We start from the raw sequence: 16,532 nt of genomic DNA, 5'->3' as shown, positions 1-16,532 counted from the left end.
GTGCCAGGTACACAGAGAGAAGTAGCGAAACTCTGTGTACCTGGCACCGGGAGGCCGGACCCCTCTGTGTTTAACTCCTTTTTCTACTTCACTCTCCCGGTGTTATTTCCTACAAATCGCTCGAAGAATTCGTATATGCGGAGCATACGGTCGATGCGCTGCCGGACGTTGCCGGTGCGGCTCAGTTCGTGGGTAGCGCCGGGCATCCGAACATACTCGACCGGTCGACCCAGCACTTTCAGGCTCTTGTACATCATTTCTGATTGAATAATGCCCGTGCGCAGGTCGTTCTCGCCGTGTTTGATCAGCAACGGCGTTTTGATGTTCTGCACGAACGAATAGGGCGAATTGGCATCGAGCACCGCCTGAGCGCCGGTTTCCCAGGGTAGCCCGAAGTAGTTCGGTACCAGTGACCAGGCATTGCCTTCGCCCATGAACGTGGTGAGATCATACACACCGCGTTGCGCAAAAGCAGCCTTAAAGCGGTTGTCGTGACCAACAATCCAGGCGGTGAGGTAACCCGCGTAAGAACCACCTGTAATGACCTGCCGCGTGGTATCGACCCAGGGTTCACGCGCGGCAGCCGTAGCCGCAGCCAAAACATCTTCGGCCGGACCGGTGCCCCAATCGCGGTAGTTGGCCCGCTGAAACGCCTGTCCGTAGCCGCCCGATCCGCGTGGATTGGCGTACACAACACCGTAGCCCTGCGCACAGAGGTATTGGTGCTCATGCCACATCGACGGTTCGCCGGGGCCCCACATGGCGGTTGGTCCGCCGTGCATGTTCAACACCAATGGGTATGTTTGCCCGGCTACAAACGCCGCAGGTTTCATAATCCAGTAATCAATAGCCTGCCCTTTTGAATTGGTATAAACCGCTTTCATTGGGTAGCTGAGCGTTTTCCCCGCCAGCCAGTCGGCATTGGGAGCGAGTAGTTTTTTCGGTGACGCGGCCTCCAGTGAAGCGATGTACATCGCCGACGGATCAGCCACTTCGGTTTTGGCAAATACAATACTGCTCCCACCCACGTCGAAACTAGTCACACCGGATTCGGGCGTAGTTAACCGATCGATGACGTTGGTACGAATTGTAAGCCGATACAGAGGAATACCACCATCGGCATTGGCCGTGAAGTAAAGCGCCAGGTCGTCGGCTGGGTACAGCCCGCCCTGCTTCAGCGGGGTTGCCGACGGCCGCGTTTTACGGCCGGTAGTGGGTGCAGGTACATTGGCCCACACGAAATTGCCCGCCGCCCGGTCGAAGTCAACGGTTTTGGCATTGCTGACCGCCATGCCGTTCAGATCGGCCAGAGCCAGATTCGAAAAGCCAACACCCCGCGAATTGCCGACCAGATACGCTAGTTTCAGGCCGTTTGGCGATGGGTTTGGCGCACTAAACGACTTGCCAGCTTCGCTCAATACAGGCGTCACTACACCGGAGCCATCAGCCGCAATCGCCACAATAGCATTGTCGAGTTCACGGTCGGGGTGCTGGGCAGCTTCGCGATCGGTTACAGCAAGTACCGACTGACCATTGGGCAACCAAACCCCGGACTGGTACGATGCAAAACCGCGTGTGAGTGCCTTAGGCTTGGCCCCCTCACGCACGTCGACCACGTAGAGATGCACGAAACTCATCACCGGTTCGGTGGTCGATTCGCCCTGAAAATTCAGGCGGGTGATAACCTTTGCTTTCTTATCATCTACATCCTTAGCCAGGTACGCTCTGATTTCGGCCAGCGTGCCATCGGGGTTCGCTTTGGGGGCATCTTTCTTCGGCAGCAGGTCAGCGGCCGTCATACCCGGTTTTTCAAGCGACCACAGCGGCCCGCGCCCACCCGGATTCAGAGCCGAGTCGGCCAGTACTTCGGGAAACGATACTGACGTGGTGAACAAAATCTGCCTACCATCGGGCGAGAACACGGGGTTCCCGGCTCCGTAGGCCAGGGTCGTCAGCTGGTAAGCCTCTCCCCCATCGAGCGGCATCACAAATACCTGCGATTTACCGCGAACAGTTCTGACAAAGGCAATCTGCTTGCCATCGGGCGACCACACTGCCTGACGGGCACTTTCAGCCCCACGTGTTAGGGCCTTGGCATCGCCGGGCTGTAAACTGGTCAGGTAAATGTGCGTGCGGTAATCGTATTCGAGCGGCTGATCGACTTGCGGCTCGATCGTTGCCAGCGCGTAAATGGCCTGTTTGCCCGTAGGCGATACCTGAATACCAGTCACCTGCTTAATGCGGGTGAGGTCGGTAACCAAAATTTTACTGGATGACTGGGCGCTGGCGAATGTGGCCCACAAAAGAAGTAGCGGAAGCAGGTAGCGGTGTTGATGGTGTTGCATCCCGCAAGATATTCCACGAACCGCGTTTTTCAGACAAAATCACCGCAGGGGTTGCAGGTCGGGGTTGCTGATGAAGGAGTAGTCAGTCAGCGTGAGGAGGAACGTGATAATGTCGTTCTGCTCCTGTTGGGTCATGGGAATGCCCACCTGGCCGTTTTGCTTTAGCAACGGGTCGAGCTGGGGGGTATCCTGCACACCGGTGGCGTAGTGGCGCAGCACCTGTTGTAGCGTAGAAAACCGCCCGTCGTGCATGTAAGGCGGGGTAAACTCGATGTTACGTAGGCTAGGCACCCGAAATTTGTAGTTATCAGCCGCTTGCCCCGATATGGCACCACGCCCCAGATCGTCGAATTTAGCGCCTGTGAGTTTGGCGAGCCCGTTGTTTCGGAAACTCTGATCTGTGAAAAACGGCTCTTTATGACAACTGGCACATTTAGCCTGAAACAGCGTCAGACCGCGTTGAGCAGCCGCAGGGAGGGCCGCATTGGCTTCCTTCCGGACAAACTTATCGTAGCCCGAATTAGCCGATACCATCGTGAGCATAAACTGTGATAATGCCTTCAAAAAACGCTCGGACGTAACAGAATCCGTGCCGTAGGCCGCACGGAAAAGGGGCCGATACCGACCGCTATTTCTGACTTTCTTTAGTACATTTCCCAGCGAATCACCCATTTCTACGGGGTTTTGGATGGGCGAAATGGGCAACAGATCCAGGTCAAAGATGCCGCCATCCCAGAAAAAAGACGTTTGCCAGGCCGTGTTGAAAATGCCGGGTACGTTGCGGGTGCCAGTCTGATCGCGGATGCCGTGGCTGAGCGGGTGGTCGGTATGCGAAAAGGCGGTAAATGGCGAATGACAAAACGCGCAGGAGATTGTACCATCTTTCGATAACATGGCGTCGTAGAACAGGGTACGCCCCAAGGCTACGCCCTCCTTTGTTAGCTGATTGTTTTCAAAATCGTAAACGGGCTCCGGGAAATTGGCTGGTTTAGTCCAGGTGTAAGGCGTACCAGTTGGGGGTGTTGGTTCGGGTTTAACCTCCGTGCCGGTCGTTTCTTTTGGCCCACACGAAGCTACCCAACCCCAAAGGGCCAGACTACACAACAGGACACACAAACGGGTGGCGTTCACGGCAACTAGTTAGGTACGTTACTTAAGCACGGATACAGATTTCCCAATCGAAAACATACTGGCGTAATTAGTAGCAATGGTAGCTGATACTGGCGACACCATCACTTCGGGATATTGAGCAATCCGAATGGATGTAGGACCGTCGAACAGTTTGCCCGCGTCGGCATCAACGCTCATGCCAATGACCTCTCCCCCCCCGATTCTTAGCAGTGATCTATTAACATTAATAGCTGGCAGACCAACTTGGACCAGTCGGGTGTTATTCAGCGTGCGGGTCTGGTAGCCGCCAAATAAGCCGATATGATACCGGAAATTTTGGGTACCGGTGGCATTGAGCGGGGCCTGCGGCGAGGTACCTTCCAGTTTCAGATGAATATAACCCGTATTCCAGTCCCAGTACATGCCACTGGTATGGCTGCCAGCCGGGTCGAGCACGCCGGTTCGTTTGCCTACATCGGCGGTATTGCGGAGGCTATCGACGCCTACCATAAATTCGAGTTGGGTGTAGTCGCCTTCAGGTACGTTGTTTATGGCAATTTTCTGTGAAGCCGGATCTGATTCCCGAATCAGGAAATAGCTGCTATCCTGCGGAACGGTGTAGGCCGAGCCGTCGGCCCGGATAAACCGCAGGTTACTGACGAAGTAATCGAATCTGGTAATGGTAAACGACTCGCCTGATTTATTCTGGTAAGTCTGTGTCCCTAACAAGAGATCGGCTCCGTTTACGAGATTATTGAATGTCACCTCCACCTTAGCCACCGACGAGCCAACGTCATCCGATTTACAGGATATCAGCGCCAGAGAGGCGAAAAACAGTCCGAAAAGAAGACGCATAGGAAGGCTATTTGTTGATTGACATTACTGCTTACTTAACGGCAAAACAGGCTTTCGTGTTGCTGCCCTTTCGATTTGTTGAACGATTTTCGGTGACGGAGCTACAACCTGACTATTTATCAAGCGGTAGGCAACATACCCACATTGGGGTATTGACAATCAGTCACTTTTGGTGAAACTTGCAGTAATACTTTCTATCTATCCACAATATAACTTTCTCTATCATGAACGCGAATACCTTCGCTTCGGTCTGCTCGGGTATGACTCCCGACGCCCTCACCCGTTTGTTCCATATGTCGGACGTTACTCTTCCATTTTGGGGCTACCGCAAGGCCATGCCCATGCACAAAATCGTACGTCTGGAAGGGGAAGGGAACTACACTATTTTTCATTTTAGCGACGGCACTAAGCTCATTGTATCGCTTACGTTGAAAAAGATGGCTTCTCGTCTGGCACCTGACGTATTCGCACGCCCACACAAGAAGAACATTGTAAATATGCTTTACCTGGAAGAATCGAACCCTCATCGCAACCAGCTCACTGTACAACTTACCAACGGTGACCGCATCGATGTATCGCGCCGAAAAGCCAGCTGCTTTTTCCGCCAACTAGCTGGTTTTCAGCAAAGGGTGCAGACGTTGGCAGATTAATGGGGTTTCGAGGTTCAATGTCTAAAGTTCAACGTCTAAAGTCGCGCTGCTTATCAGCGGAGCAACTTTAGACGTTGAACTTTAGACATTGAACTCTTATTTATTTCAGCTTCGCCATTTCTTCGTCGCGGAGGGGGCGGCGGAGAATCTTGCCTACGTTTGATTTGGGCAGTTCGGTACGGAACTCGATCTGCTTAGGCACCTTGTAGGCGGTTAGGTTCTCTTTGCAATGCGCCATGATATTGGCTTCGGTGAGCGTTTCCTCTTTTTTGACCACAAATACCTTGATGAGTTCGCCCGACTTAGCATTCGGAACACCAATACAGGCCACCTCCAGCACACCGGGGCACTGCGATACCACTTCTTCGATCTCGTTTGGGTATACGTTGAAGCCCGACACCAGAATCATGTCTTTCTTGCGATCCACGATTTTGAAGAAACCGTCTTCATTTTCAACGCCGATATCACCCGTTTTGAACCATTCGCCCGCCATCACGTTGGCCGTTTCTTCGGGACGGTTGTAATACCCCTGAAATACCTGAGGCCCCCGAGCCCATATTTCACCGGGTTGACCCAAAGGCGCTTCAGTACCATCTTCCAGCATACACTTCATGTCGGTACTAGGCCAGGGAACGCCAATTGTGCCAACCCGCGATGTGCCATCTACCGGATTTGAACAAAGCACCGGCGACGTTTCTGACAGACCATATCCTTCAGCAGGTATGTTGCCCGTCAGTTTCTGCCAGCGATCAGCCACCGACGTTTGCAGGGCCATGCCCCCCGCCGAGGTAACTTTCAAATGACTCCAGTCGACCTCATTGATACGCGGATGATTCAACAGACCATTATAAAGCGTGTTGACCCCCGTAAACGCCGTGATTTTATATTTCTTCAGATCATCGATAAAGGCGTTCAGATCACGTGGATTGGTAATGAGCAGGTTCATGTCGCCACTCTTCAGCGCCGCCATCGCGTTGGTTGTCAGCGCATAAACGTGATACAGCGGTAAGGCGGCAACTATAGTTCCCTGACCTGATGGTATGCCTGCCGGTGCCATCCAGACGTGCTGTCCTTCCACGTTCGACAGAATGTTCCGATGCGTCAGCACAGCCCCTTTCGAGACACCGGTTGTACCGCCCGTGTACTGAATAAATGCCCGGTCAGTACCTTTGATGGTTAGCGGCGTCATCGGTTGGCGGCTACCCCGGCTCAGCGCATCGTTGAATGAAATGGCATTGGGCAGGTTATAAGCCGGCACCATTTTTTTCACATACTTCACCACCGCGTTGACGAGCAGTTTCTTCGGGAAACCCAGCCGGTCACCGATCTCCGTCACGATCACATGCTTGATGTCGGTTTGGGCAATGATTTTTTCAAGATTAGACGCGAAATTGGACAAGATCACGATGGCTTTAGCCCCCGAGTCTTTAAACTGATGCTGCATTTCGCGCGGCGTATAAAGCGGGTTGGTGTTTACCACCGTCATTCCAGCGCGCAGAATGCCAAACATCGCAATCGGGTATTGCAGCAGGTTTGGCATCTGAATGACCACCTGATCGCCAGGTTTCAGACCCAGGTCGTGCTGCAGAAATGAGGCAAATTGCTTCGATTGCTCGTCAATTTCCCGAAACGTAATCTGCTTACCCATACAGGCATAGGCAGGCCGGTCGGCATAGCGGTTGCAACCATCTTCGATCAGCGCCGCCAATGATGGATACGCATCAGGATTGATTTCGGCCGGTACGCCTTTGGGATAATGCTTAATCCAGGGGTGGGTGTTGGTTGTTGACTCCATATCGTGAATGCTCGCGCGTCATCGCGTGCCAGTTTGCTTGACGATTAGTGAGATTGTAAGTTATAAAGCAAAAATACGATTTAAGCCAGAATGGTTTGAAAGAAAGAATAGTTTGTTGTTTGTCGTGTGTGGTTTGTCGTTGCGCTGCTGATCAACGTGACTGGTAAATCGGCCAGAACTTTGATCAGTAGCGCAACGACAAACCACACACGACAAACAACAAACTATTCCTTGCACCGAAAGATCATACATGTCGACATGGACGCGTTCTACGCTTCTGTAGAACAGCGCGACGACCCGGAACTGCGCGGCAAACCCATTGCCGTAGGTGGTTCGCGGGAACGAGGCGTTGTGGCCGCCGCTAGCTACGAAGCGCGCATATTTGGGGTACGTTCGGCCATGCCGTCGAGTATAGCCAAACGAAAATGCCCCGACCTGATCTTCGTGAAACCCCGTTTTGAGGTATACAAAGCTGTTTCACAACAGATTAGAGCCGTTTTTGCCGAGTACACGCCCCTGATCGAGCCTCTATCACTCGACGAAGCGTATCTGGATGTGACCGATAACCTGAAGCAACTGGCTTCGGCCACGGAGATTGCCAAAGAGATTAAGGTGGCCATTAAAGAAGCAACCGGCCTAACAGCTTCAGCGGGCGTGTCGTACAACAAATTCCTGGCCAAGCTGGCCTCCGACTATAACAAGCCCGACGGACTGTTCGTCATAAAACCTAACGCTGGCCTTGCCTTTGTAGAGACGTTGCGCGTGGGGCAATTTCACGGAATAGGCCCGGCTACGGCCGCAAAAATGAACCAGTTGGGCATTGCTACGGGCCTTGATCTACGCCAGCAAACAGAAGCTTTTCTGGTGCGTCATTTTGGGAAAGCGGGTCATTTTTACCACGCCATTGCCAACGCCATCGACGACCGCCCCGTTCGGCCCGACCGCGAACGCAAGTCCATCGGCTCAGAAACTACTTTCAGTACCGATCTCAGCGATTGGGACGACCTGTTGACTGGTTTACAGGGGCCGATCAACGATTTATGGCAGGATTGCCAACGGTTAAAAAGTATTGGCCGTACCCTGACACTAAAGATCAAATACGCTGATTTTCAGCAAATAACCCGAAGCCGCAGTTTTGGTTCGCCCATTGCCACAGAAGCTCAGCTAACGTACCTGGCGCATGAGCTACTACGTACCCAAATACCCCTGCCCAAGGGCGTTCGGCTACTCGGCGTATCATTGTCCAACCTGGAATCGACTGACGGCTCAATTGACCGGAATGACATGGGTAGACAGTTGGAGATTGGTTTTTAAAGCCCATCTTCAACTGTCTGCCTATAAGGCCTGCTACTAGTGAAGATCCCGCAACGGCGGACCGGTCGGAATGACAAAAGCGCTGCACGTTAACATCTAGGAATTAAATTCCCAGACCTCTATCCGTTACACGGCCGCTGATTCGCAGACGTAGGTGGGAATGATGCCAGTGGCTTTAATGCGCAGATCGACGTCTTCGGCGGGCGTGTTTCCGGTCAGGACCAGGGCCGTATCGAATCCGAATTTATTACCGCCCAGAATATCGCTTTTCAGCGTATCACCCACCATCAGAATTTCGTTTTTGCCAATCGTCATCCGTTCGCGCAGCAAGTCAAAGGCAAACATAAATAGCTGGGCATCGGGCTTTCCGAAGCGAATAAACTGTTTACCAACAATGCGTTCCAGCATGTCGGCCACGCCCCCGATAGCCACGGCTACGCGGTTACCCGATACGGGATAGGTTGCATCCGTATTAGCCACGATCACCGGAATGTTGCGCAGTCGTAGCAGGTTCACAGTCTTGTTCAGGTCGGTGTTCCAGTCGAATCCTTCATCATCGAGCAGCACCAACGCGGTGATATCAGCGGCATCGTTGAGGTCTACCTCCCGGATCGGCAGGGCGTGCATATCGGCGTTTTCGATATAATGGGCCGACGTATCGGTACCCAGGTAAGCCACCGTACCGTGGCTCACTTTCAACTGCAAATACTCCCGCGCCAACATACCCGACGACACAATCCGGTCGGCGGTAACCATAGGCAACCCCAACCTGGCGTATGATTCGGCGAGCTGATCCGGACTGCGCGACGCATCGTTGGTCAGAATATAGAAGGGTTTCTCCGTCTGAATAAGCGCGTTAATGGTTCGATCAACGCCGGGAATGAGTCCGTGTGCGTTTTTCAGTACGCCATACGCATCGAAGAAAACGGCTTTATACTGGTCAATCAGGGAAGCGAAGGAGCTTATCACCGTTCGTTGTTTGTCGTTTGTAGTTTGTAGTTGCGTTGCGGAAGGCACAAATTATCATAGTCTGGCAGCGCAACCACAGACTACGAACAACAAACTTCACAGTTTTAACCGATTCAGAATCGGCGTTACATCGAAGGTGTCGATCGAGGGAAAATAGATATCGTAGGCTTCGCGCTGAAGTTTGGTAGCGTATGTGCGATGAAAAAAATACCGGCCATACTTGATCACGTAGTTCAGGATAAAGAACCGGTAGGCTTCGGGCAGAAAACGCACTTCGCGCTCGGTAAGGGGATACACTTTGTGGTATTCTTCCAAAAACCACCCAAAGCGTTCTTCGGCCATAGGACCAATGTAGTACGAAAATACCGTTCTGTCGCCCGCATCGGAGCAAACTCGGCTAAAAAAGTAGAAATCCATGACCCGGTAGCTGATTCTGAACCAGTCATAATCCCAGCGCGAGAATAGTTTCTGATCGTCGGTGACCGAGAAGTTACCGATGTTCCAGTCTACGAAAACGGGCATGGTCTCTACCGTTTTGTCGACCAGCTTCTTCCGGTTTTCCAGAAACAGTTGACATTGTTTCCGCAGCGTCCCCTCGTGCATACGGTGTTCAAATTTCCCGGCTTCGGTATCCAGCAAATCGAGCAGGCCCTGAACATCGGACCGGAGCGTTTTCGAGTACTTCGGCAACACCGACGATGCCCGCGCGCAGGCTAGATGAAATTTAGCGATTTCGGTTCCCAACTTGCGGATATGCGTTTCGTCGAGGCGGCGGGGCATTCGTTGCTGGGTACGTATCGGATTGTAAAAAACGACCCATGCGTCCACCGAATCGTTCTGATGCCGGTACACAAATACCTGCCCGTTCTTCATAAGCGACTTCGCCAACACATTCTCGAAGGGGTACAGCAAGTTGTTGGCCAGCGCGTGAATGATACGATGATCGTCTTTAAAGTGCTCGAATTTTCCGAAATACGACAATTTAGCAATCACCCGATCGCCCGAATCCAGGGTGATTCGAAAAACATGGTTGGTCGATACTTTGGCACTGATGTCTTCCACAGCCTGCACCGTCTGCGTGGGGTCGAACGCGGCCCAGGCCTGGCGTATGATAGAAGGATAGTCGATGAGGCGCATAACGAATGACCCCACCCCCAACCCCTCCCCGTTAGGGAGGGAGGCAATGCTCAGCAACTTTGCCAAGCGTCTCCCCTCCCTAACGGGGAGGGGTTGGGGGTGAGGTTAAATGAGTTCAAAATACCGTTTCAATTCCCAGTCGCTTACCTGACTGGCGTACTGCCGGTGTTCCCAGTCGCGGGTTTGGCAGAAATGGTTAACGAAGCCCCCGCCGAAAAGTTCAGCGGCAATGGCCGAGTCGCGCATCAGGTACGTTGCCTCACGCAGGTTGGGAGCCAGGCGACCATTGGTAACGTTTTCGTAGCCATTGCCCGTCGTGGCAGGTACGTCGAGCGAGAGGCCGTGGCGAATACCATATAGACCCGAGGCCAGAGCGGCTCCCATAGCCAAATACGGATTGGTATCAGAGCCCGGTACGCGCATCTCTACACGAGTATAAGCCTCGGCATGATTCAATACACGCATGGCAACTGTCCGGTTATCGAATCCCCAGGTTAACGTAGTAGGTGCCCAGGCGCCTTCGACCAGTCGTTTGTAACTGTTGATGGTGGGGGCATACATAGGCAAAACATGCGGCAGGCAGTACAGCTGACCAGCTATATATTGACGGGCTATGATACTTAATTTATCGGGCGATGTGGCATCGTAAAACAGGTTGGTTCCGTCGGTCGGCGACCACAGGCTTTGGTGAATATGTCCGCTACATCCAGGCAGATCGGCGTTCCACTTGGCCATAAACGTAGCCAGAACACCGTGCCGGTAGCCAATTTCTTTTACCGCCGTTTTGAACAAGACGGCTTTATCAGCGGCTTTCAGGGCCGAATCATGGTGAATAGCGGCCTCGTATACGCCCGGCCCCGTTTCGGTATGCAGCCCTTCGAGCGGAATACCAAATTGACCCAACAGCGTGAACAGATCGTCGACAAACTGACTTTCCATAGACGGACGGAGAATTGAATACCCGAACATGCCCGGCGTAAGGGGTGTCAGATTCCGGAAGTCTTTTTGCGCCAGTGTGTGTGGCGTTTCGCGGAAGTTGAACCATTCGAATTCCTGCGCCATTTCGGCTCGGTAACCCATCTCGGTGGCCTGCGCCACAATGCGCTTCATCAATGACCTCGGGCAGGCGGGCACGGCTTGCCACGCAGTGGTGGGGTCTTCGCGACCGGTATCGCCACCGCTGAAGTCGGCTAGGAAAAAAGGCAAGTCACCTTCCCACGGAATACGCCGGAACGTACCCAGGTCAATGCGTACAGGGCGGTCGGGATAGCCGGTATGCCAGCCGGTAATGGTTCCGTTATCGTAGGCAACGTCATTGCTATCCCACCCGAAAACAACATCACAGAACCCGTAACCTTCGGTTAGACCGGCCCGAAATTTTTCGCGGCTGATGATCTTTCCGCGCAGAATGCCGTCGATATCGGCAAAGGCGAATTTGATTTTCGGAATATCGTGTTCGTCGAGGTAGGCGAGTAGTTGCGTAGCGTCCATGCGCGTTGAGCGAGGTTGGTCGGAGACGCTAAAGATAAAGAGTGAAAAAGATAAAGAGTGACAGGGTGAAGGCTGAAGTAGTGAAATGGCTCTGCCAGCGAATAAAACGGTCGCTGGCAGAGCCATTTCACTAGTTCACCCTTCATACTTCACCCTTCACTCTATCGAATCTCCATTTCGAAGGGTAAACGTGCCTGAACGCCCTGCATGGTTTGCAGTTTTTTCATCTGTTTCACCACAGGTCCCAACGGACCCAGTGCGGTTTGCATACGGGCATCTTCCTCGTCGTTTCCAAAGAATTTCATAATCTTTTTAAACGCATCTTCCTTGGCCGGGTAGTAGCGCACACGGTAGTCATTATCTTTCAGTTTAGCTTCGGTAGCGGCCACTTTCACGGCTTCGTCAAGTCCGCCTAATTGGTCGACCAGGCCAATAGCCTTTCCCTGAATACCGGTCCATACGCGACCGCTGGCAATGGCATTTACGCTATCTACCGACAGCTTACGACCATCGGCCACTTTTTTGGTGAAGCTGGCGTAAATACGGTTAACGCTCGTTTGCAGTACCTTCCGGTCGAAATCAGACAGGGGTTTGGTGGCGCTAGGGAAATCGGCGTGTGGGTTAGTCAAGACGCGGTCGAACGTAACACCGAGCTTTTCTTTGAACAGGTTTTCGGTGTTGAACAGCAGCGCAAACACACCGATTGATCCAGTGATGGTGTTGGGTTGCGCCACAATTTTGTTGCAGCCCATGGCCATGAAATACCCCCCCGAAGCCGCATAATCAGAGAAAGATGCAATAATGGGCTTCACCTTGCGGGTTAGCTGTACTTCGCGCCACATCACATCGGAAGCCAGGGCACTACCGCCACCTGAGTTGATCCGTAACACCACCGCTTTAACACTCTCGTTCATGCGCGCCTTCCGAATTTCACCCGCAATCTTGTCTGAACCAATGCTGTTCTCGTCGCCGTCGCCGGTGTTAATATCGCCGTTGGCAATGATCACGGCAATGCGGTTGCTACTCGATACCTTCTCAGCGTCGTCGGCATTCTCGCTGTCTGTTTCGGCATCTTTATATTTACCCAAGCTAACGTAGTCGATTTTTTTCTTCTCGTCTACTTTCATGGCGCGCTTCATTTCTGTTTCCAGTTCGTCGAAGTAGCCCATGTTGGTCACCAGTTTGTAACGGAGCGCATCGGCTGGCGTTTGAATGCTCAGGCTGTCGGCATAGCCGCGCAGCGTACTGGTTGGAATTCCCCGGCTTTTCGACACGCCCACCAGGAAATGATCGTTAATCGAGTTTAGGAACGATGCCGTTTGCAACCGGTTTGGGTCGCTCATTTTATCGAGCAAAAACGGCTCTACGGCGCTCTTGAACGTACCGACGCGGAAGATTTCGGGTTTCAGACCCAGCTTGTCGAGGGTTCCTTTGAAGAAAGTAAGCTCTGCTGCAATTCCATTCCACTCCAGATCACCAGCCGGATTGAGATATACTTTATCGGCTACTGAAGCGATGTAGTACGCTTTTTCGGTCATGACCTCAGCGTACGAATACACGAACTTTTTCGACTTTTTAAAGTCGATCAGCGCATTCCTAACTTCTTCCAGTGTTGCCCAGCCCGCCTGCGGGTTTTGTGCATCGATGTAGATACCCTGAATATTATCGTCATCCTTGGCTTTTTTAAGCGCTTCCTTTATCTCGATCAGGCCAAGCACGTTGGCATCGCCATCACCACTGAGGGCTGCAAACGGATTCTCAGAACTGCGCTCCCGAATCGGGTCGTTCAGGTCAAGTTTAAGTATCGAATTTTTGGCAACAACTGTCTCTTTTGGAGACGAAGCGGCACCGATAATACCTGCAAAAATGATGATGCCTAGAAACGTAAAGATGAATAGCCCCAGCAGTGTAGCCAGGAGGTATTTCAAGAATTGGCGCATAAGCTCAATTGTCGGTTAAGTGTGTATATACCAAAAATAAAGGCTCACCGGTTAAGAGTGAGCCACTTTTTGGTTGAATGCGCAATACGGGGGATGAAAGGGAAAAACTGCGTTTAGTAGTGAAGTTCAATGTTCAAGGTCTAACGTTCAAGGTTACGCTGCTTACTTGCGGAGCAACTTTGAACGTTAGGCTTTAGACTTTGAACCCTCATCACTACAATTTCTTATAATCCTCCATGGCCATCCGAATTACTTCGTAGGCTTCTTCGCGGCCGTAGATACTGGCCAATTCCATGACGGTTGGCTGATCGGGTAAGTTCTTATAGGTCAGGAAGTAATGCTGCAAACGATCAACCACACTTTCGGGCAATTCAGACAGGTCGTTAAAGGCATCGTACATGGCATCACCTTTCAACACGGCAATGATCTTGTCGTCGGCTTCGCCTTTATCGATCAGGCGGAAACCACCGATGGGGCGGGCCTGTAGCAGAATGTCGCCGTGGGTAATTGTCGACTCAGTCAGTACGCAGATGTCGAGCGGGTCACCGTCGCCTTCGGGAATAAGACGGCCTGTTTTATCAGAGGCCAGCTTGGCAATACCTTCACCACAGTAGGTCTGTGGAATGAAGCCATACAAAGACGGAATGATATTCGAGTATTTCTGTGGACGGTCTATTTTGAGGTAGCCCGTTTGTTTGTCGATTTCGTACTTCACCGTGTCTGACGGAACAATCTCGATAAAGGCTGTCAGCATTTCGGGGGCAGAATCGCCGGGAGTAATGCCATGCCAGGGGTGAGCTTTCGACTGCGCCTTGACAACGGTGTCAATTTCTTTGGTTGAGAATTCAGCTTCCATAATTGGTAATTGAAAATTTTGTATTATTCCGCGAAACGGAATTGATCTAAATGACACATCCCGGTATTCAGCATCCTGTTTCAGCCATAAGCTGAACGGATACCAGATACCGGGACGACTCTGCGCAAAACACCAAAGCGGTGTCTGCCAGCGTGATAACACAAAGATAAGACGGTAGCCAAGCTAAACCGTCACTGTATCTAAAAAACCTATCTTTCGGGCAATTTGGTACTCAACGGCCTTACCCGACGATTGCCGTATGTATAACTCAGCCAGGAAGCCCGCCAGGAACAATTGCACCCCTAATATGATGGCAATCAGGCCAAAATAGAATAGAGGATTGTCGGTTGCATCCCGGTAAGGCAGTCCTTTCAGAATATTGTACTTTTTCTGTCCAACGATAACCAGCGCCATGATTGATCCGAAGAAAAACGACAACGTACCCAGCCCGCCAAAGAAGTGCATAGGGCGTTTACTAAACCGATGCACAAAGGCGATAACAAGGATATCGAGAAAGCCGTAAATAAACCGTTCAAGACCAAACTTGGTAGTGCCATATTTGCGAGCCCGGTGCTGAACCACTTTCTCGGTAATGCGGCTATACCCGTTCCAATTAGCAATGATCGGAATGTTACGGTGCATATCGCCATACAGGTTCAGCGACTTTACAACCTCCTGCCGATATGCCTTCAACCCACAGTTGAAATCGTGTAGTTTCACGCCCGAAACCCAGCGAGCTACCCCATTGAAGAGCTTGGTAGGCAGGGTTTTAGTAATGGGGTCATACCGCTTCTGCTTCCAGCCCGACACCAGATCGTACCCCTCTTCGGTAATCATGCGGTACAGGCCAGGAATTTCGTCGGGGCTATCCTGCAAATCGGCATCCATCGTGATCACAACCTTTCCGCGCGCTTCCTGAAAACCGATTTGCAAAGCGGCCGTTTTCCCGGAGTTACGGGCAAAACGGATGGCCCTCACATGCGGGTTCCGTGCTGCCAGCTCTTCAATGACGTCCCACGAATGGTCGGTACTGCCATCATCCATGAATAGCAGTTCATAAGTATAATTATGTTCCGTTACAACCCGAACAATCCAGTCGTGCAGCTCGGGCAGCGACTCGTCTTCGTTGTATAGCGGAATCAGTATGGTCAGTTGCATTGCGCGTTGCTCTTGGTTTGTTGTGTGTGGTTTGTAGTTTGTTATTGCGCTGCTGATGGTACAAAGGTGCACTGGCAGAGCAACAACAAACCATAAACCTCAAACCACAAACAGTCGTAAAGTTCGTAAGATTTCAGAATATCAGGTAGTAGGGCTGCAATAAGAGGCGAAATTCGGGCGTGTAGGTACGTCCGTCGAGTTCGTAGATGTTTAGTTCTTCAAGCAGCAATGCAGGAGGAGCATCGGCAAAACGGAACGCCGTCAGGTGTCGGAATACCGGTTTCTGCGCGTGATGTCGCAGGTGTAACTGCCTGAAAGGGTATAACCCCGCTGAGGCCGGGCGGGCTGTACCGACGCCGTGTGCTGCTAACTTCTCCAGCTGAGCCGATTCGGTTGGAGGCAGCAACACCCACCACGTACCTGACGAATGAAGTAGCCGCCCAACCGCCGAGAGTAATTCAGCAAACGAAAGATCGTCGGTATGTATGGCCCGGTTCACTGCCTTGTTGGGCGAGCGTAACGAGTTGGTGTAAAACGGGGGGTTGGTCAGAATACAGTTGTATAGAGGCTTAGGTACGTTGTCTTGAAATGCTTGAATGGGCGTATTCCAGACACGTATCTGACTGGCAAACGGGCTGGCCGCTACATTCTCAGCCGCCTGTTGGGCCGCAATTTCGTCTAACTCTACAGCATCAATTTGGGCATCTGGATTTCGTTGGGCAGCCATCAGCGCCAATAGGCCGGTGCCAGTGCCAATGTCAAGAATCTGGGTACCGGTCACGTCGGCCCAGGCACCCAATACGCAGGCATCGGTGCAGACCTTCATAGCCGTGCGGTCTTGCTGAATGGAGAACTGCTTAAAACGAAACATCTTTGGAGTACTCAGTGCAAGTAGCACCGAAGCTCCAGCTT

Annotated in this window: 13 protein-coding genes; 2 read left to right on the top strand and 11 right to left on the bottom strand. The window is 52.1% G+C overall.

The window, feature by feature from the left end; all coding sequences use genetic code 11:
• Nucleotides 1-83 precede the first annotated feature (83 nt).
• From ACAW87_RS19615 to ACAW87_RS19605, 3 genes are read right to left on the bottom strand one after another with little or no spacing between them, the layout of a single operon-like run.
• The gene (locus ACAW87_RS19615; protein WP_370725331.1) at nucleotides 84-2,345 is read right to left on the bottom strand and encodes a S9 family peptidase; all 2,262 of its coding nucleotides are present in this window, start codon (nucleotides 2,343-2,345) and stop codon (nucleotides 84-86) included.
• Nucleotides 2,346-2,384: 39 nt separating this feature from the next.
• On the bottom strand, nucleotides 2,385-3,476 hold the full coding sequence (locus ACAW87_RS19610; protein ID WP_370725330.1) for a cytochrome-c peroxidase: 1,092 nt from the start codon (nucleotides 3,474-3,476) through the stop codon (nucleotides 2,385-2,387).
• 18 nt (nucleotides 3,477-3,494) lie between these two features.
• Nucleotides 3,495-4,310 (bottom strand): MbnP family protein, encoded by an 816-nt coding sequence (locus tag ACAW87_RS19605; protein WP_370725329.1) that lies wholly within the window; start codon nucleotides 4,308-4,310, stop codon nucleotides 3,495-3,497.
• 224 nt (nucleotides 4,311-4,534) lie between these two features.
• Here ACAW87_RS19605 and ACAW87_RS19600 point away from each other — a divergent pair, with 224 nt between their 5' ends.
• The gene (locus tag ACAW87_RS19600; RefSeq protein ID WP_370725328.1) at nucleotides 4,535-4,960 is read left to right on the top strand and encodes a LytR/AlgR family response regulator transcription factor; all 426 of its coding nucleotides are present in this window, start codon (nucleotides 4,535-4,537) and stop codon (nucleotides 4,958-4,960) included.
• A gap of 100 nt (nucleotides 4,961-5,060) precedes the next feature.
• On the opposite strand, the gene ACAW87_RS19595 is transcribed toward ACAW87_RS19600, so the two are convergent.
• Nucleotides 5,061-6,755, bottom strand: a complete 1,695-nt coding sequence (locus tag ACAW87_RS19595; RefSeq protein ID WP_370725327.1) for an AMP-binding protein — start codon at nucleotides 6,753-6,755, stop codon at nucleotides 5,061-5,063.
• 258 nt (nucleotides 6,756-7,013) lie between these two features.
• Between ACAW87_RS19595 and dinB the strand changes: the two genes are divergently transcribed.
• Nucleotides 7,014-8,069, top strand: a complete 1,056-nt coding sequence (gene dinB / locus ACAW87_RS19590) for a DNA polymerase IV (protein WP_370725337.1) — start codon at nucleotides 7,014-7,016, stop codon at nucleotides 8,067-8,069.
• 126 nt (nucleotides 8,070-8,195) lie between these two features.
• Here dinB and ACAW87_RS19585 read toward each other — a convergent pair whose 3' ends face one another.
• The 7 genes from ACAW87_RS19585 to ACAW87_RS19555 form a co-directional block, all read right to left on the bottom strand.
• Complete coding sequence (locus tag ACAW87_RS19585; RefSeq protein WP_370725326.1) at nucleotides 8,196-9,038, bottom strand: TIGR01459 family HAD-type hydrolase; 843 nt, start codon at nucleotides 9,036-9,038, stop codon at nucleotides 8,196-8,198.
• Nucleotides 9,039-9,134: 96 nt separating this feature from the next.
• Entirely contained in the window at nucleotides 9,135-10,175 is a 1,041-nt protein-coding gene (locus ACAW87_RS19580) for an aminoglycoside phosphotransferase/kinase family protein (RefSeq protein WP_370725325.1), read from the bottom strand.
• 105 nt (nucleotides 10,176-10,280) lie between these two features.
• Nucleotides 10,281-11,666: a glutamine synthetase family protein gene (locus ACAW87_RS19575; protein ID WP_370725324.1), complete on the bottom strand. Its 1,386-nt coding sequence runs from the start codon at nucleotides 11,664-11,666 to the stop codon at nucleotides 10,281-10,283.
• 161 nt (nucleotides 11,667-11,827) lie between these two features.
• A complete protein-coding gene (sppA, locus tag ACAW87_RS19570; RefSeq protein WP_370725323.1) occupies nucleotides 11,828-13,606 on the bottom strand; it encodes a signal peptide peptidase SppA in 1,779 nt (592 codons plus the stop codon).
• 214 nt (nucleotides 13,607-13,820) lie between these two features.
• Nucleotides 13,821-14,462: an inorganic pyrophosphatase gene (locus tag ACAW87_RS19565; RefSeq protein ID WP_370725322.1), complete on the bottom strand. Its 642-nt coding sequence runs from the start codon at nucleotides 14,460-14,462 to the stop codon at nucleotides 13,821-13,823.
• Between the two features lie 183 nt (nucleotides 14,463-14,645).
• Complete coding sequence (locus tag ACAW87_RS19560; protein ID WP_502918436.1) at nucleotides 14,646-15,665, bottom strand: glycosyltransferase family 2 protein; 1,020 nt, start codon at nucleotides 15,663-15,665, stop codon at nucleotides 14,646-14,648.
• Nucleotides 15,666-15,753: 88 nt separating this feature from the next.
• Complete coding sequence (locus ACAW87_RS19555; protein ID WP_370725320.1) at nucleotides 15,754-16,491, bottom strand: tRNA1(Val) (adenine(37)-N6)-methyltransferase; 738 nt, start codon at nucleotides 16,489-16,491, stop codon at nucleotides 15,754-15,756.
• Nucleotides 16,492-16,532: the final 41 nt, after the last annotated feature.

Origin of the sequence: Fibrella aquatica, from assembly GCF_041321135.1 — a bacterium.
GTDB classification, from domain to species: domain Bacteria; phylum Bacteroidota; class Bacteroidia; order Cytophagales; family Spirosomataceae; genus Fibrella; species Fibrella aquatica.
The sequence above is the reverse complement of the archived record's forward strand: the minus strand, read 5'-3'. Positions and strand labels throughout refer to the sequence as shown.